At 72.4% G+C, this 15,394-nt stretch carries 17 protein-coding genes; 11 read left to right on the forward strand and 6 right to left on the reverse strand.

The genetic code is table 11. The annotated features are described in order from the left end of the window. Positions 1-270 precede the first annotated feature (270 nt). The 5 genes from ACFRU2_RS14725 (at position 271) to ACFRU2_RS14745 (ending at position 3,269) form a co-directional block, all read left to right on the forward strand. On the forward strand, positions 271-1,005 hold the full coding sequence (locus tag ACFRU2_RS14725; RefSeq protein ID WP_382971956.1) for a hypothetical protein: 735 nt from the start codon (positions 271-273) through the stop codon (positions 1,003-1,005). A gap of 86 nt (positions 1,006-1,091) precedes the next feature. Then, complete coding sequence (locus ACFRU2_RS14730; RefSeq protein WP_382971958.1) at positions 1,092-1,742, forward strand: class F sortase; 651 nt, start codon at positions 1,092-1,094, stop codon at positions 1,740-1,742. Between the two features lie 25 nt (positions 1,743-1,767). Beyond that, positions 1,768-2,385, forward strand: a complete 618-nt coding sequence (locus tag ACFRU2_RS14735) for a PH domain-containing protein (RefSeq protein ID WP_382971960.1) — start codon at positions 1,768-1,770, stop codon at positions 2,383-2,385. A gap of 104 nt (positions 2,386-2,489) precedes the next feature. After that, positions 2,490-3,005, forward strand: coding sequence for a VanZ family protein (locus ACFRU2_RS14740; RefSeq protein ID WP_382972543.1), 516 nt, complete (start codon positions 2,490-2,492; stop codon positions 3,003-3,005). Between the two features lie 51 nt (positions 3,006-3,056). Next, positions 3,057-3,269, forward strand: a complete 213-nt coding sequence (locus tag ACFRU2_RS14745; protein WP_327304962.1) for a PspC domain-containing protein — start codon at positions 3,057-3,059, stop codon at positions 3,267-3,269. Between the two features lie 17 nt (positions 3,270-3,286). On the opposite strand, the gene ACFRU2_RS14750 is transcribed toward ACFRU2_RS14745, so the two are convergent. The 3 genes from ACFRU2_RS14750 to ACFRU2_RS14760 form a co-directional block, all read right to left on the reverse strand. Then, positions 3,287-4,105: a sensor domain-containing protein gene (locus ACFRU2_RS14750; RefSeq protein ID WP_382971962.1), complete on the reverse strand. Its 819-nt coding sequence runs from the start codon at positions 4,103-4,105 to the stop codon at positions 3,287-3,289. Between the two features lie 166 nt (positions 4,106-4,271). Then, positions 4,272-4,547, reverse strand: coding sequence for a hypothetical protein (locus ACFRU2_RS14755; RefSeq protein WP_274549194.1), 276 nt, complete (start codon positions 4,545-4,547; stop codon positions 4,272-4,274). 139 nt (positions 4,548-4,686) lie between these two features. Beyond that, a complete protein-coding gene (locus ACFRU2_RS14760; RefSeq protein ID WP_250746172.1) occupies positions 4,687-5,835 on the reverse strand; it encodes an adenosine deaminase in 1,149 nt (382 codons plus the stop codon). Positions 5,836-5,949: 114 nt separating this feature from the next. Between ACFRU2_RS14760 and ACFRU2_RS14765 the strand changes: the two genes are divergently transcribed. Both ACFRU2_RS14765 and ACFRU2_RS14770 read left to right on the forward strand, forming a co-directional pair. Further along, positions 5,950-6,669 (forward strand): alpha/beta hydrolase, encoded by a 720-nt coding sequence (locus ACFRU2_RS14765; protein ID WP_382971964.1) that lies wholly within the window; start codon positions 5,950-5,952, stop codon positions 6,667-6,669. A 386-nt stretch (positions 6,670-7,055) separates the two neighbouring features. Continuing rightward, positions 7,056-8,168 (forward strand): LuxR C-terminal-related transcriptional regulator, encoded by a 1,113-nt coding sequence (locus tag ACFRU2_RS14770; RefSeq protein WP_382971966.1) that lies wholly within the window; start codon positions 7,056-7,058, stop codon positions 8,166-8,168. On the opposite strand, the gene ACFRU2_RS14775 is transcribed toward ACFRU2_RS14770, so the two are convergent. Then, on the reverse strand, positions 8,104-9,045 hold the full coding sequence (locus ACFRU2_RS14775; protein ID WP_382971967.1) for a LysR family transcriptional regulator: 942 nt from the start codon (positions 9,043-9,045) through the stop codon (positions 8,104-8,106). The two genes, ACFRU2_RS14770 and ACFRU2_RS14775, sit on opposite strands and share 65 nt — an antisense overlap. Positions 9,046-9,144: 99 nt before the next feature. On the opposite strand from ACFRU2_RS14775, the gene ACFRU2_RS14780 reads away from it, so the two are divergent. From ACFRU2_RS14780 to ACFRU2_RS14790, 3 genes are all read left to right on the forward strand, one after another. Continuing rightward, positions 9,145-10,434 (forward strand): MFS transporter, encoded by a 1,290-nt coding sequence (locus ACFRU2_RS14780; protein ID WP_382971969.1) that lies wholly within the window; start codon positions 9,145-9,147, stop codon positions 10,432-10,434. 50 nt (positions 10,435-10,484) lie between these two features. Beyond that, entirely contained in the window at positions 10,485-11,945 is a 1,461-nt protein-coding gene (locus ACFRU2_RS14785) for a DUF402 domain-containing protein (protein ID WP_382971971.1), read from the forward strand. Positions 11,946-12,080: 135 nt separating this feature from the next. Beyond that, complete coding sequence (locus ACFRU2_RS14790) at positions 12,081-13,091, forward strand: sigma-70 family RNA polymerase sigma factor (protein ID WP_382971973.1); 1,011 nt, start codon at positions 12,081-12,083, stop codon at positions 13,089-13,091. On the opposite strand, the gene ACFRU2_RS14795 is transcribed toward ACFRU2_RS14790, so the two are convergent. Further along, positions 12,978-13,313, reverse strand: coding sequence for an STAS domain-containing protein (locus ACFRU2_RS14795; RefSeq protein ID WP_382971975.1), 336 nt, complete (start codon positions 13,311-13,313; stop codon positions 12,978-12,980). The genes ACFRU2_RS14790 and ACFRU2_RS14795 overlap by 114 nt on opposite strands. Before the next feature lie 56 nt (positions 13,314-13,369). Here ACFRU2_RS14795 and ACFRU2_RS14800 point away from each other — a divergent pair, with 56 nt between their 5' ends. Further along, positions 13,370-13,945, forward strand: coding sequence for a ferredoxin (locus tag ACFRU2_RS14800; RefSeq protein WP_382971976.1), 576 nt, complete (start codon positions 13,370-13,372; stop codon positions 13,943-13,945). Positions 13,946-14,063: 118 nt separating this feature from the next. Here ACFRU2_RS14800 and ACFRU2_RS14805 read toward each other — a convergent pair whose 3' ends face one another. Then, positions 14,064-15,341 (reverse strand): thymidine phosphorylase, encoded by a 1,278-nt coding sequence (locus ACFRU2_RS14805; RefSeq protein ID WP_382971978.1) that lies wholly within the window; start codon positions 15,339-15,341, stop codon positions 14,064-14,066. Between the last annotated feature and the right edge of the window lie 53 nt (positions 15,342-15,394).

Genomic DNA, 15,394 nt, shown 5'->3' on the forward strand with positions numbered 1-15,394 from the left:
GTTCCCGCCCCCTCCGGCGTGCCGCCCTCGTGGTGGCCCGCCGGAGGGTGTTTCGGCCCCGTCGCGCCCTCGTACGGATCGAAGGTGGGTGCGGCTGACGGACGACTGTTCGCTGTTACCCAGCCATGACAGGACGACCACGTTCCGGTCGATCAAGATCCGTAGATTTCTCATCAGCAGCCCCGCAGACCTGACCGGACGAAACCCCGACAGCGACACCGCGGCATGCGACTCTCCGCCCCTTCCCAGACAATGCTTCCAGGAGTCGTTATGCGTACCGCCCTCCGTACCTCGATCGTCACCGCCGCCCTCGCCGGAGCGCTCCTGGCGCCCGCCGCGTCGGCCATCGCCGCGCCCTCCGCGCAGGCCGTGACGGCCGTGACCTCGGCTTCGGTGCTGTCCGCGGACACTTCGGCGAACACGTCGCCGGACGACCGCTACGACGGCGACACCGTCCTGGTCGCCAAGGGCCGCATCGCCGTGCTCCGCAACGGAGCCGAGGGCCCCGAGGTCTGGATCCGCGCCGTCTCCCCCGACTGGAAGCCGGGCGACGGCTGGGCCGGCCGGGTGCTGGCCAAGCTCGACCCCACCCACAAGCGCGCCGTCATCGAAGGCATCGAGTACGACCTCCGGAAGGTCGAGGTCGGCCAGGACAAGAACCGCTACGGCCTCAACGTCCACGTGCTGGGCGAGGGCGCCTCCAACGGCTGGTACCTGCTGCCCAAGGCCACCCCCGCCACCAAGCCCACGGCGAAGCCCACCACCAAGCCCTCGGTGAAGCCCGCCGAGCAGCCCGCAGCGAAGCCGGCCGCCGTGCCCGCCGCCAAGCCGCAGACCGCCGTCGTCCCCAAGGGTCCCGTCGCCGCGGGTGCCGAATCCACCGAAGCCGTCGCGGACACCGACAACACCACCACCGCGGCCACCGGCGCCGCCCTCATCGCGATACTCGCCGGCCTCGGCACCACCTTCGCCGTCCGCGCCCGCAAGGCCCGCGCCCGCGGCTGAACCGCCCTGCCCCGAGCCATTCGTTCCCGCTTCCGGCGGGCCACCCCACGGTGGCCCGCCGCAGGCCGTTCCCCGGAGCCGTCCCCATGGATCACCGCCCGTCCCGCCGACGCCCGCTGCTCGCCGCCGCCCTGCTCGGCCCGCTGGCCCTGGCCGCCCTGACCGGGTGCGGCGGTGCCGCACCGGCCGCCACTCCGCCGCCGCACGTCGCCGAGACCTCCGCCGCTCCCGTGCCCGCCCCGGCCGCGCCGTCGGCTTCGGCCTCGGCGCCGCCCGCCGCGGCCCTGCCCGCCTCCGCGCCCGTCCGGGTACGGATCGCCTCGGCCGCCGTGGACGCCTCGCCCGTCCTGGAGCTCGGGCTGGCCTCCGACGGCTCGGTCCAGGTGCCCTCCGTAGCGGACGGGGACAAGATCGGCTGGTACACCAAGGGCGTCACCCCCGGTGAGACCGGCCCGGCGGTGCTGATCGGCCACTTCGACACCGCGCGCGGGCCGGCCGTCCTGCGCAACGTCTCGCGCGTCCACACCGGCGACGAGATCAGGGTGACCAGGGCGGACGGCACCGAAGCCGTCTTCCGGGTGCGCGAGCTGGAGCAGGTGGACAAGAAGAACTTCCCCACCGAGAAGGTCTACGGGGACACCGCGCGCCCCGAGCTGCGCGTGATCACCTGCGGCGGTGAAATCACCGACGGTCACCGGCCCGACAACATCATCCTGTACGCCGATCTCGTGGGGTGAGACGGCTTGAGGCAGAATCGGCCGCATGAGCAGCGATCAGCCCACCGAAGAGCCGGCGTACGACGACCGGGTCTACCGCTCCCCGATGGCCACCGTCACCGGGGTGGTGCTGCTCGCCCTGCTCGCGTGGCTCTGCGGCGACGCCGTGGTGCGGGGGCACGGGAACGTCCCGTGGATCGCGCTCGCCGTCGTCCTGTGCCTGGCTCCGCTCATCGTCGCGTTCACGGTCCGGCCGGCCGTCTTCGCCAACGCCGACCGGCTGCGCGTGCGCAACCCCTTCCGGATCATCGAGCTCCCCTGGGCCGCCGTCGACAGCGTGCGGGCCCGGTTCTCCGCCGAGGTGCTGGCGGAGGGGGCGACGTACCAGCTCTGGTCGATCCCGGTCTCCCTGCGGGAGCGCAACAAGGCCAACCGCCGCCAGACGCGCCGGCTCGGCCTGGGCAACGGGCAGAGCAAGACGCCGGACGAGGAAGTCCGCCGCGCCTCCGCCGACCAGACCATGGACGAACTGCGGTCGCTGCACGAGCGCGGCGCCTCGCGGACCGGCGCCCAGGGCTCGGTGAAGGTCTCCTGGTCGTACGAGATCATCGCGCCCGCCGTGATCGGCGCGCTCATCCTGATTGTGCTCCTCGCCACCGGCTGACCGGCGGTTTCACCGGAACCGCCGGGGACGGAACCCGCGTCTCCACTGGCGTGCACCGTCTCAAGGGCAAGCGTGTCAAGGGCAGCGGCAGCGCCGCCGTACATCTGTGGATCCGGCTTCTCGCCGGAGTCCTGCTGGGCGCCCACCTCCTCCTCGTCGGCTGGCTGATGCTGCGCCCGCTGGACGTGCCCTGGGCGGCTGCCGCCAATCTGACCCCGCTGGCCGGGATCAGGGCGGACCTCTCCTACGGGTCCCTGGAGGCCGCCCACCGGATCGGCGGCGGGCTGGCGCTGCTGGCCCCGCTCGGGGTGCTGCTGCCGCTGCTCAGCGGCCGGGTGGAGCTTGCGCCGCTGGCGACCTGGTCCTCGCTGGCCCGGACGGCCGCCGCGGGCGCGCTGGTCTCGGTCGGCATCGAGATGCTGCAGACGGCGGTCCCGGGGCAGGTGGTCGATGTGGATTCGGTGCTGCTGAACACCCTCGGCGTGGTGCTCGCGCACCTGGCCGTCGTTCCGGCCCTGAGGGCCCGGCTGCGGCGATCTCAGGGGGCGACCCCGAGAATTACCAGGGTCGGGCTCGGCCCTTGGACCGACGTTCTCTCCTCTGTTCAGCGGGAGTATTGAGGCATCGCGGGAAAACATCCCGCGGACCCGCACAACGACAGAGGAGAGACCATGAGCGCCCTTGCCCGCCCCCGTGACGGACGATGGATCGGCGGAGTCTGTGCCGGTCTGGCGCGTCGCTTCGGAATATCCGCGAACACGATGCGGATCATCTTCGTCGTCTCGTGCTTGCTGCCCGGCCCGCAGTTCCTCCTTTACCTGGCGCTGTGGGTGCTCCTGCCGAACGAGAAGTCGAGCACGACTTCCGCCGCCACCGGCTGGTAGCCGGCAGGACCCGGAATTCAGCGCGCGGCGCGGACCTTCTGAAGCTGCTTGTCAGCGACCTCGTGCGGGACCTGGGGGGTCTTGCTGCCGCCCGTGACGTTGAGTGCCATGAGGCGCACGACGGTGTCGCCCTGGCGTACGACGACCAGGTGGACCTGGGCGGTGACGCCTTCGGCGGCTGCGGTCGTCGTCCAGCTGACGCTCTCGTCGCCGCCCGTCTTGTAGTCGGCCGCCTTCACGTCGCGGTACGTGCCGCTCTGCTTCTCGACGGTGGCGGTGAAGCCGCCGGCGCAGGCGGCCACGGCGTCCTTCAGCCGGGCGATCAGCGTCTTGGCGTCGGACTCGGCGTAGGAGCTGACGGAGGCGGAGACGGCCAGGCCCAGCTGCTTCTGGGAGCCGATGCCCCGGTTGACGGTCTCGCGTGCCGCCGGGTCGGGCTTGTCGCCCATGATGTCGGCGAGCGGCTGGCAGGCCTTGCGGTCCGCCTGCGGCTGGCCGTCGGGGGCGTTCGGGTTCTTGCCGTTCGCGGAGATCTGGTACCCGGTCAGGTCGCCCTGTTGCAGGGCGGAGCGCTCCAGCCTGCTGGAGGCCGGCTTGGGGCCGGTCGTGCCGCCGGTGCCGCCCGTGTCACCGGATCCGCCGGTGCCCGCGGAGCCGGAGGACCCCTCCGGGCCGGACGCGCCGGCCGAGCCTGCCGACGCGGACTGCCCGGGCGCGCTCGCGGAGCCCTTCGGGTCCGGGCCCTTGCCGGAGGCGGGGGTGTTCGTACTACCGCAGCCCACCATCGCGGAGAGCAGGGCGGGGAGCAGCACGGCCGTGGCCGTTCGTGCCTTCATGCGCATGGTCGAAACCTCATACCCAGGGTTTTGGCGGGCAGTTGGCGGCGATCCTGGCACATGACGCGACGCGGCACACACCTGGTCGAAGAGGCGTGCGCCGCGTGGGCGTGCGTGCGAATCGCGTACGGGTCGCGTACGGATCCGGCAGGGGATCCGGAGTGGATCAGGCGCCGAGGCCGCTGGTCGGCAGACCGCCGAGCAGACCGGTCACCGTGCCGAGCGCGGCGGCCGGGTCGGTCGCCTCGGGGGCCTTCTGGCCCTCATCGGCGGTCACGTGCTGCTGGCTGGTCGCGCCCTGGACGGCGCCCGTGACGGTGCCCAGAGCGTCACCGAGACCGACGGCGGGGACGGCGGCGGCCGAGGCGGTACCGGCGGCGACGGCGGCAAAGGCGGCACCGAGAGCGGCAACACCGAGGGTCTTGGCAGCTGACTGCTTCATGAAGAATCGTCCTTGCGACGGGGAAATGAGCGGCTCCGCAAACTAGTCACTTCAAACCCCCTCCCGCAAACATCATTAAATACGAGAAAGCGCCCGGGAATTGCTCCTCCCGGGCGCTTTCAGTCCGTCACGCCATGGCCTAGGCCGAGACGGAACCGCTGGTGGAAGCGGTTTGACGGAACAGCCATTCCGACTTCAGCTCCGCATAACCGGGCTTGATCACGTCGTTGATCATGGCCAGGCGTTCATCGAAAGGAATGAACGCGGACTTCATCGCATTGACCGTGAACCACTGCATGTCGTCGAGCGAGTAGCCGAAGGTGTCGACCAGGTGCTCGAACTCGCGGCTCATGCTGGTACCGCTCATCAGCCGGTTGTCGGTATTGACGGTCAGCCTGAAGTGCAGTTTCCGCAGCAGGCCGATCGGGTGCTCGGCGTAGGAGACCGCCGCGCCCGTCTGCAGGTTCGACGTCGGGCACATCTCCAGCGGGATGCGCTTGTCCCGGACGTACGAGGCCAGGCGGCCCAGCGTCACGGAGCCGTCGGCGGCGACCTCGATGTCGTCGATGATCTTCACGCCGTGGCCGAGCCGGTCGGCGCCGCACCACTGCAGGGCCTGCCAGATCGACGGCAGGCCGAAGGCCTCGCCCGCGTGGATGGTGAAGTGGTTGTTCTCGCGCTTGAGGTACTCGAAGGCGTCGAGGTGGCGGGTGGGAGGGAACCCGGCCTCGGCGCCGGCGATGTCGAAGCCGACGACGCCCTTGTCGCGGTAGCGGTTGGCCAGTTCCGCGATCTCCAGCGCGCGGGCCGCGTGCCGCATGGCGGTCAGCAGCGCGCCGACGCGGATCCGGTGACCGTTGGCCTTCGCGCGGCGCTCGCCCTCGCGGAAGCCCTCGTTGACCGTCTCGACGACCTCTTCGAGGGTCAGGCCGGCTTCCAGGTGCTGCTCGGGCGCGTAGCGGATCTCCGCGTAGACGACGCCGTCCTCGGCGAGGTCCTCGGCACACTCGGCGGCCACCCGGAAGAGGGCCGCCTTCGTCTGCATGACCGCACAGGTGTGGGCGAACGTCTCCAGGTACCGCGGGAGGGAGCCGGAGTCGGCGGCTTCCCGGAACCAGATGCCGAGCTTGTCGGCGTCGCTCTCGGGAAGGTTCTCGTAGCCGACCTCGCGGGCCAGCTCGATGATGGTCCCGGGGCGCAGCCCACCGTCGAGGTGGTCGTGCAGGAGCACCTTCGGGGAGCGGCGGATCTGATCCGGGGTGGGCAGGTTGGGGGTCTCGCTCGTCATCTGGGCACTCTAGCTCCTACGCGCGTAGAGCGGTGAGGCGGTGGCCACCGCCGATATGTAACAGTGACCGCGCGGACGGGTGGCGTACACCTCTGCGTCTGAGACTGTTCCGTCATGGCACAGCATGCGCCGCCGGCGCGCGGGGCCCGCCTGAGGCGGGCGGCCGGCGCGACCGGCTCGGTCTCAACGGTCAGTGGTGTGGTGCTCCTTCTCCCCGGAGCGTCCAGATTCTCCCCCGGTCCGGTGCGTCCGCTGGCGCGGGCCCTGGCCCGTGCGGGCGCGGCGGACGGGCTGGTCACGCACCAGGTCATCCACGGCGCGGGAACCCGCGAAGGGGACGCCGAGTGGGCCGCGGACGAGGTGGTGCGGCTCTACGGGGACGTGCCGGTGTGCCTGGCCGGCTACGACGCGGGCGGCCGGGCGGCGCTCGCCGCGGCGGGCCACGAGGCCGTCAACTCCGTTCTGGCACTCGCCCCTTCGCTCCCCCACCCGTCGGACACGGACTCCCCCGAACCGGTGAAGCAGCTCTCGGGCCGCCGGGTCCTGATCGTGCACGGCACCAACGACGCCCGCAGCGACCCGGAGTTGTCCTACCGCCTGGCGACCCGGGCGAAGAAGGCGAACCGCACGACGTGCCGCTTCGAGGTGCACTCCGACGGGCACGGACTGCGCGAGCACCAGGACGAAGTCGTGGCGCTGTCCGTGGACTTCGTCCTGGGTTCCGTGTTCTCGGGGCCCTACTCGCGGCCCGTCACCGACGCGCTGGCGGCTCCCCCGCCGCTGGGCCTGCGGATGCCGCTGGCCTCCGGCTACGGGCGGTCCCTGCGCGGCTGAAGGCGGCCGTGTCTACAGGCCCGGAACGAGATCGACAGCCCGGCACGAGAGCGGCCGGAGCGCCGGGATGCGGTGGTGGTCGCGCGAGGCCGTCCGTGCCGGCCGCACCGTCCCCGCCCGGTCGGATGACACGGGCGGGCCCGGCGCGACCACCTTGAGGCACGCGCCCGCGCGAGGGCGCGGTGCCAGGACGGCGAAGCGCGGACTCAGGATGCCCGCGCCCTCCCCCGAGAACGCCGTGGTACCACTGTGCCGGTTAGGCCTATCCTCACGAAGATCGGAGGGCATCGTCTTGACGCCTTGCGGGAACACGAGGGGTTTACAAATCGGCACAGTCCGGGACGAATATGCATATGCCATCGGATGAAACGGACCAACTGAGTTCCGTGGCCCGGCGTCTTTACGCGTACGCGGCCGAACGGCACGCCTTCTCCGAGGCGGAGGCCGGCGAGGCGCTCGGTGAGTCCGTCGGCGCCGCCGTCACCGAACTCGCGGCGGCCCACCTGATCCAGCCCCGCTCCCGTCGGGTCGCCGCCACGGACGGCAGCTGCCCCGACGGGCCGGCGCGGACGTGCTGGAGCGCCGTGTCCCCGCAGGCCGCGGTGGCCCGGACGCTGGCCCCGCTGGCGGTGCGGGTGCGCCAGACCCACGACGAGATGGACCGGCTGCGCGGCCGGCTGGAAGAACTGCTCCCCGCGTACGAGGCGGGCACCGACCTGCGCGCCCGGGGCGGGGCGAACGCGCTGGAACTGGTCACCGACCCGGCCGCACTGCAGGACCTGATCGGGGAGCTCGTCGCCTCGGCCGAGTCCGAGGTGCTGACCTGCCACCCGGGCGGCGGCCGCAGCACGGCCACCCTGGAGGGGGCGGTGGTGCGGGACGAGGCGATGCTGGCCCGGGGCGTGCGGATGCGCACCCTCTACCAGCACACCGCCCGCTACTCCCGCCCGACGGCCGCCTACGTGGAACGGGTGACCGCGCTCGGCTCGCAGGTCCGTACCGTCGGCGACGGGCTGATGCGGATGATCCTCGTCGACCGGCACACCGGGCTGATGGAGGTGCAGGACGACATCAAGGCGGCGCTGGTGGTGCGCGAGCCCAACGTCGTCCAGTTCATGGCGCAGACCTTCGAGCGCACCTGGGCGGAGGCCGAGCCCTTCAACACCACCATCGGGCCGGACCAGGCCCGTTCCATCTCCGACGAGCTGCGCCAGACCATCGTGCGGCTGCTGGCGGAAGGGCTGGAGGACAAGGTCATCGCCCGGCGGCTGGGCATGTCGGAGCGGACCTGTCAGCGCCACATCGCCGAGATCATGCGGGCGGTGGGGGCCAAGTCCCGTTTCCAGGCCGGGTTCCTGCTGTCGGCGACGGCCGCGGCGACGGCCTCCGCGGCCACCACCGCCTCCGCGGAGGCCGCGGCCACCGGGACCCCGCTCACTCCCCGCCCGGCTGGAGCTCCGGAATCAGCCGCCCCCGACGGGACAGCAGAAACTTCTTGAACTCCGCCACCGGCGGCGTGTCCGGGTGCCCGTCGAGCCAGGCCACCCCGATCTCCCGGACGGCCCGCGGCGCGGTGACCGTCAGCTCGACGACCCCGGGCCGGGCCACCGCGGGCGGCGGCAGCAGCGCCACGCCGAGACCGGCGGCGACGAGCCCGCGCAGGGTCTCGGCCTCCTCCCCCTCGAAGGCGACCCGGGGCGTGAACCCGGCCTCCGCGCACAGGTCGTCGGTGATGCGGCGCAGCCCGTAGCCGGGCTCCAGGGTGACGAAGGTTTCCTCGGCGGCCTCCGCGAGGCGGATGCGCTTGCGCGTCGCGAGCCGGTGGTCGTCGGGGACCACCAGGCGCAGCCGCTGCTCGTCGAGCCGGCGGGCCACCAGGTCCGGGGCGTCGGGCAACGGCGAGGTCAGGCAGAGGTCGAGCTCGCCCGCGCGCAGCTTCTCCAGCATGGCCTCGCCGTAGTTCTGGACCAGGGAGAACCGTACGCCGGGGTGGTCGGCCCGGAAGGCCCGGATCAGGCCGGGCACGGTCTCGGGGCCCAGGGTGTGCAGGAAGCCGAAGGCGACCTTGCCGAAGGACGGGTCGGCGTCCTGCTGGACGGAGCCGGCGGCGCGGGCGATCTCGGCCAGCGAGCGTTCCGCCGAGGCGAGGAAGGTGCGGCCGGCGGTGGTGAGCGCGACCGTACGGCCCTTGCGCGCGAACAGCGTGACGCCCAGGTCCTGTTCGAGGCGGACCATGGCCCGCGACAGGGTGGACTGCGGGACGCCCAGCTCGTGCGCGGCACGGGTGACGTGCTCGTGCCGGGCGACGGCGACGAAGTACGCGAGGCGCGGGGCCAGCGCATGTGTCACGGCCATGTCTTCTTCGTAACGACTCATCGATAGACACCCATCTGACCTGCGCTGATGCATGGATGGATTGATTATCGCGAATCTGCGCATTGGACGCATGAAAAGGAGGAGCCTACGGTCGTACACATGCCTCCCGCTCATACCGGGGCACCCGTCATCCCGGGTGCCTCCACCGCACCATCCCCTTCGTCCGCCGCCTCCGCACCCGAGGCGCACGAGCCCGGCCGTCCCGGCTACCGCCGCCTCAGCCTGGCGCTCTTCGCCGCCGGCCTGGCCACCTTCGCCCTCCTCTACTCCACCCAGGCGCTGCTGCCCGCGATCTCCGACGGCTTCGGCGTGACGGCGGGTCAGGCCAGCTGGACGGTCTCCGCGGCCACCGGTGCGCTCGCCCTGTTCGTCCTGCCGCTCAGCGCGCTCTCGGAGCGGTTCGGCCGGACCCGGATGATGACCTGCTCGATGGTGATCGCGGTCGGCGTCGGCCTCCTCGTCCCCTTCGCGCCGAACCTGGAGTGGCTGATCGCGCTGCGCGCCGTCCAGGGCGCGGCGATCGCCGGCATCCCGGCCTCCGCGATGGCGTACCTGGCGGAAGAGGTGAAGCCGAAGGCGCTGGTCGCCGCGATCGGCCTGTTCGTGGCGGGCAACTCCATCGGCGGCATGAGCGGCCGCCTCGTCACGGGCTGGGCGGCCCAGGTCTGGGGCTGGCGCGGCGGGCTGCTGGCCGTCGGCCTGATGTCCCTGGCGTGCGCGGCGGCCTTCCTGGTGCTCCTCCCCCGGGCCCGGTTCTTCCGGCCGGCCTCGCTGAACCCGCGCGCGGTGGGACGTACCGTCTCCGGGCACCTGCGCGATCCGCTGCTGCTGCGGCTGTACGGGATCGGCGCGCTGTTCATGACCGTGTTCGGCGCCGTCTACACGGTCATCGGCTACCGCCTCGTCGACGAGCCGTTCTCGCTCGGCCAGGGCCTCATCGGCTCGATCTTCCTGATCTACCTGGTCGGTACGGTCTCCTCGGCGGCGGCCGGGCAGCTGGTGGCCCGGCTGGGCCGGCGCGGCGCGCTGTACCTGGCGGTGACCACGACGGCGGCGGGCCTGTTCCTGTCCCTCGCGGAATCGCTCACCGCGATCCTGCTCGGCCTGATCCTCATCACCGCGGGCTTCTTCGCGGGCCACGCGGTGGCCTCCGCGGCGGTGAGCCGCACGGCGAAGACGGGCCGCGCACAGGCCTCGGCGCTCTACCAGTCGGCGTACTACGTCGGCTCCAGCGCCGGCGGCACGCTGGGCGCCCTCGCCTACCACTCGGAGGGCTGGGCGGCCACGGTCACCCTCGCGCTGCTCGCGGTCGCCGGGGTCGTCACGATCACCCTGTACGGCTCCCACGCGGCCCGTACGGCCCGGATCGCGGCGCTGGCGGCACGCTGAGGGGCGGGCTCACCGGGGCCCTTCACCGACGGCTGGCATGATCGCCGATCATGTCCACAGTCATCAACGTTCACCTCATACTCGGCAGCACGGTCAGCATGATCATTCCGGCGCGCGTGGTGGAGTCGGGCGACGACGGCCTGCTGCTGTGGGTGGCCCCGCGCACCCCGCTCTGGCGCGCCACCATCCCGCCCGGCACCCACCTGCGGGACCTGCCGCCGGAGGGCTCCTACCCGCTGCGGGCCGACCGGTGGCGGCACGGGGGCGCACTGATCCTGCAGCCGGCCGGGGCGGGGCACGCGGTGTGGTGGAGCTTCACGCCGGAGCAGGAATTCCGCAGCTGGTACGTGAACCTCGAATCCCGGGTCCGCAGCATGGACGGCGCGGACGTCCACGTGACCGACCAGGAACTCGACATCACGGTGGCGCCGGACCGCGCGTGGGAGTGGAAGGACGAGGAGTCCTTCGCCGCGAAGACGGGCCACCCGGTGTACTGGACCGCGGCCGAGGCCGCCGCCATCCGCGCGGAGGGCGTCCGCGTCACCCACCTCATCGACACGGCCGCCTACCCCTTCGACGGCACCTGGTGCGACTTCCACCCCCCGACGTCGTGGCCCCTCCCGGAACGCCCGGAGCTGCCCCTCGGCACGGTCGACGCCCCCTCGGGGGTGCTCCTGCTGGGCAAGGGCGGCTGGATCGACCACCGGCCGGCCGGTGACCCGCCCCGCTCGGAGCGTGCCTCCGCGCTCGCGGCGACGGGCGGCGGCCACCTCCACGACGGCGGGGCCGCCGGGCCCGAGCCGTGGGGCTACGAGGCCGTGGCCGTCCCGGCCGCCGCCGACCGTCCGCTGCCGGTCCGGGCCCGCACCGCCCCCTCCCCCTTCGACGGCGAGCCGGTGATCTCGGTCCTGGAGATATCCCTCGGCCTCCCCTGGGACCACGCGGCGCACGGTCCCGGCCCGGTCCCCCTCGGCGACCTCCCGGTCGACCGCTGCGGCATGGTCCTGGGCGACGCCCTGGCGCTGGACCGCTTCGAGGGGCTGAGCGGCGAGTCCGTGGACGGGCTGGCCGACCTCATGTACTGGGGCCGGTACAAGGAGGAGGCCCGGGTGATGTTCGGCGGCGAGCCGGTCCACACGCATCCCGGAGGCTCCGGCCCCCACGGCTTCCTCGACCTCCCGCTGGCCGAGGCAGCGGCCCTGGCGGCGCGGATCGAGGACTGGGTCCGAACGGGGCCGGGCAACGGCCTGGTCGTGTCCGTGGACCCCCACACCGACTACCACCGCGCCCGGCGCGCAGGCTGGGGCCACCCGGTGCTGGCCGGGGACATCGAGGTCGGCGGCTGCCGGGTGCTCGGCCTCGGCTGGGACCCCGGGGACCACTCCGAGCGGCACCGGGGCGAGCGGGCGCACGGGCAGGTGTACCCGGTCACGTTGCAGGACCGGGCGGGCGAGGCCGTACTGCGGTGGACCGTCCCCGCGTACGAGGCTCCGCTCGAAGCCGAGCTCTGACATGCCGCAGCCCCCCGTGTACCGAGCGTAGGGAAACGGTCCGCCGCGCGGGTCCGGCCGCGTGCCGGGCTGCGGTTGTCAGAGGGCTCGGGTAGGTTCCGAAGGACCGGGAACTACCCAGGGGGATCAAGGGACATGACCGAAGCCACCGACCTCGCACCGGAGCTCGACGCGGCGCTCGACCGGTATCGGGTCGAGCTCACGGGGTACTGCTACCGCATGCTCGGGTCGGCCTTCGATGCCGAGGATGCGGTGCAGGACACGTACATCCGTGCCTGGCGGAGCTTCGAGAAGTTCGAGGGGCGGTCCTCCCTGCGGTCGTGGTTGTACCGGATCGCCACCAATGTGTGTCTGGACCTGCTGAACGCGGGGAACAAGCGGGCCCGGCCGATGGATCTCAGTGCTCCGCAGCACCAGGCGTCCGCCGTGCTCAACGAGCGGCCCGAGGTGACCTGGCTGGAGCCGGTGCCCGACGGGCGGGTGCTGCCGCAGACCGCGGACCCGGCGGAGATGGCGCTGGCCAAGGAGTCCGTACGGCTCGCGTTCGTCGCCGCGCTCCAGCACCTGCCGGCCAAGCAGCGGGCCGTGCTGATCCTGCGCGAGGTGCTGGCCTGGAAGGCCGACGAGGTGGCCACCCTGCTGGACACCACCGTCGCGTCGGTGAACAGCGCGCTGCAGCGGGCCCGCGCGACCCTCGCCGCGAGTCGGATCCGGGAGAGCGAGTCCGCGGACCCGCTGGACACCGACCAGGTCAAGCTGCTGGAGCAGTACCTCGCCGCCTTCGAGGCCTACGACATCTCCCGGCTGACCACCCTGCTCCACGAGGACGCCGTGCTGTCGATGCCGCCGTTCGACCTGTGGCTCCGGGGCCACGAGGACATCGCGGCCTGGCACCTCAACCAGGGCATCGGCTGCAAGGGCTCGCGGCTGCTCCCGACGACGGCCAACGGCATGCCGGCCTTCGGCCAGTACCGGCCGCGCGAGGACGGGCAGCCGGGCTGGACCCCGTGGGCGCTCCAGGTCCTGGAAGTCTCAGACGGGAAGATCGTCGGGCTCAACGCCTTCCTGGACACCGCCCGGTGGTTCCCGCTCTTCGGGCTCCCCGAGCAGCTCGACGAGTCCTACGAGGTGCAGCAGGGCGCGTAAGGCCGGTCCGGCCCCGGTGACCCGCAGGGGCCGGCCGGCGGCCGTCAGCCGGAGCCGGGCCAGGGCCTCGACGGCGGCGAGGCCCGGCGCGGTGACGGCCCCGGCCTCGCACACGACCGCGGTCGCCCCGCCGTCGTAGAGCCGGGCCAGCCGCGCGCACAGCAGTGCCGCGTCCTGTCGGTTCGGGGCGGGTCCGGGCAGTACGAGTCGTTCGCTCTTCACGAGGTGATGACCGTCGCGCCTTCCGGAACTCATCGGCGCCCGCGCAGAATGATCAGATGACCACTGGCTACTGGGATCCGGTGCCCACCGCCCGGCGCCTCGCCCCGCCCGAGGGCTCGCGCTTCGCCCATTTCGGATCGCCCATGTTCAAGGGGGTCTGGGCCGATCGGAACTGGCGCAACGTCCCCGGCCCGTTCTACGGCGCGGACACCGACAGCCTGATGCTGAGCCGGGACTGGGCACCGGCGCACATCGCCTACGACGGCGGCTACGAGTTCGTCTTCCGCCAGCCGGTGAACGAGGGGGAGACCGAGACCCTGCTCGACGGCGTCGGCTGGGAGCTCTACAACGGCTACGCCATGGACGGCGACGACCACTGGACGGTCGAGGGCGTACGCGACTGGTGGCGGGACCGGGGCCGGGTGCGCGAGTGGGCCGTGGAGACCGGCGCGGAGTGGGCCGCGTGGGACGAGACGGACGAGTACTCCGGCTTCTACCGCGCGCACGCGCAGGGACACCGGGACTTCGTCGCGCACATCGACGACGGCCTGGAGGCCTACCTGCGCGGCTACCTGTACTGGCTGGAGCACCGGCGCGAGCCGGAGCCCGGGGAGGCCCTGCCCGGGCTGTGACCCGTAGGTCCGCGAAAAGCCCGCGACAGGCCCGAGAGAAGGCCCGCGAAAAGCCCGAGAAAAGGCGCCGGCGCGGCTCCGGACGGGGAGCCGCGCCGACGGGATCGGGGGGTGTGGATCAGGCGATGCGGTCCAGCACGATCGGGGTCGCCGAGAAGGACGTGCCCGCCGCGGCGATGTCGAAGGAGCCGTCCAGCGCCGCCAGGGCGTAGTCGAACTTCTCCGGGGTGTCGGTGTGCAGGGTCATCAGCGGCTGGCCCGCCGTGACCGTGTCGCCCGGCTTCGCGTGCAGCTCGATGCCCGCGCCCGCCTGGACCGGGTCCTCCTTGCGCGCGCGGCCGGCGCCCAGGCGCCACGCGCCCACGCCCACCCCGTACGCGTCCAGCCGCGTCAGCACGCCCGAGGACGGGGCCGTGACCACGTGCTGGTCCCGCGCGACGGGCAGCGCCGCGTCCGGGTCGCCGCCCTGGGCCGCGATCATCCGGCGCCACACGTCCATCGCGGAGCCGTCGGCCAGGGCCTTCGCCGGGTCGGCGTCCTTGATGCCCGCGGCGTCCAGCATCTCCCGGGCCAGGGCGAGGGTCAGCTCGACCACGTCGGAGGGGCCGCCGCCCGCCAGGACCTCGACCGATTCGCGGATCTCCAGGGCGTTGCCGGCGGTGAGGCCGAGCGGGGTGGACATGTCGGTGAGCAGGGCGACCGTCTTGACCCCGCTGTCCGTGCCCAGGCCCACCATGGTGCGGGCCAGCTCGCGCGCGTCCTCGATGTTCTTCATGAAGGCGCCGGTGCCGACCTTCACGTCCAGGACGAGGGAGCCGGTGCCCTCGGCGATCTTCTTGGACATGATCGAGGAGGCGATCAGCGGGATCGCCTCGACGGTGCCGGTCACGTCGCGCAGCGCGTAGAGCTTCTTGTCGGCCGGGGCCAGGCCGTCGCCGGCGGCGCAGATGACGGCGCCGGTGGTGTCCAGGACGTGCAGCATCTCCTCGTTGGAGAGCAGGGCGCGCCATCCGGGGATGGATTCCAGCTTGTCCAGGGTGCCGCCGGTGTGGCCGAGGCCGCGGCCCGAGAGCTGCGGTACGGCCGCGCCGCAGGCGGCGACGAGCGGGGCCAGCGGCAGGGTGATCTTGTCGCCGACGCCGCCGGTGGAGTGCTTGTCCGCGGTCGGGCGGGAGAGGGAGTCGAAGTTCATCCGCTCACCGCTGGCGATCATCGCGGCGGTCCAGCGGGCGATCTCGGTGCGGTTCATGCCGTTGAGCAGGATGGCCATCGCCAGCGCCGACATCTGCTCGTCGGCGACCACTCCGCGCGTGTACGCGTCGATGACCCAGTCGATCTGCTCGGGGCTCAGTTCACCGCGGTCGCGCTTGGTGCGGATGACGGAGATGACGTCCATGGAAGTGCTTCCTTCTACGCGCATAGAGAGAGGAGAGGGGTTGGCGGGAGGGC

It is taken from the genome of Streptomyces sp. NPDC056883 (assembly GCF_042788835.1).
In the GTDB taxonomy this organism is placed as follows: Bacteria; Actinomycetota; Actinomycetes; order Streptomycetales; family Streptomycetaceae; genus Streptomyces; species Streptomyces stoeckheimensis.

Bases quoted from the DNA above. Each gene is read 5' to 3' on its own strand.
- ACFRU2_RS14725 (WP_382971956.1), top strand. From the start codon at position 271: ATGCGTACCGCCCTCCGTACCTCGATCGTCACCGCCGCCCTCGCCGGA.
- ACFRU2_RS14730 (WP_382971958.1), top strand. From the start codon at position 1,092: ATGGATCACCGCCCGTCCCGCCGACGCCCGCTGCTCGCCGCCGCCCTG.
- ACFRU2_RS14735 (WP_382971960.1), top strand. From the start codon at position 1,768: ATGAGCAGCGATCAGCCCACCGAAGAGCCGGCGTACGACGACCGGGTC.
- ACFRU2_RS14745 (WP_327304962.1), top strand. From the start codon at position 3,057: ATGAGCGCCCTTGCCCGCCCCCGTGACGGACGATGGATCGGCGGAGTC.
- ACFRU2_RS14750 (WP_382971962.1), bottom strand. From the start codon at position 4,105: ATGAAGGCACGAACGGCCACGGCCGTGCTGCTCCCCGCCCTGCTCTCC.
- ACFRU2_RS14755 (WP_274549194.1), bottom strand. From the start codon at position 4,547: ATGAAGCAGTCAGCTGCCAAGACCCTCGGTGTTGCCGCTCTCGGTGCC.
- ACFRU2_RS14760 (WP_250746172.1), bottom strand. From the start codon at position 5,835: ATGACGAGCGAGACCCCCAACCTGCCCACCCCGGATCAGATCCGCCGC.
- ACFRU2_RS14765 (WP_382971964.1), top strand. From the start codon at position 5,950: ATGGCACAGCATGCGCCGCCGGCGCGCGGGGCCCGCCTGAGGCGGGCG.
- ACFRU2_RS14775 (WP_382971967.1), bottom strand. From the start codon at position 9,045: ATGAGTCGTTACGAAGAAGACATGGCCGTGACACATGCGCTGGCCCCG.
- ACFRU2_RS14780 (WP_382971969.1), top strand. From the start codon at position 9,145: ATGCCTCCCGCTCATACCGGGGCACCCGTCATCCCGGGTGCCTCCACC.
- ACFRU2_RS14785 (WP_382971971.1), top strand. From the start codon at position 10,485: ATGTCCACAGTCATCAACGTTCACCTCATACTCGGCAGCACGGTCAGC.
- ACFRU2_RS14790 (WP_382971973.1), top strand. From the start codon at position 12,081: ATGACCGAAGCCACCGACCTCGCACCGGAGCTCGACGCGGCGCTCGAC.
- ACFRU2_RS14800 (WP_382971976.1), top strand. From the start codon at position 13,370: ATGACCACTGGCTACTGGGATCCGGTGCCCACCGCCCGGCGCCTCGCC.
- ACFRU2_RS14805 (WP_382971978.1), bottom strand. From the start codon at position 15,341: ATGGACGTCATCTCCGTCATCCGCACCAAGCGCGACCGCGGTGAACTG.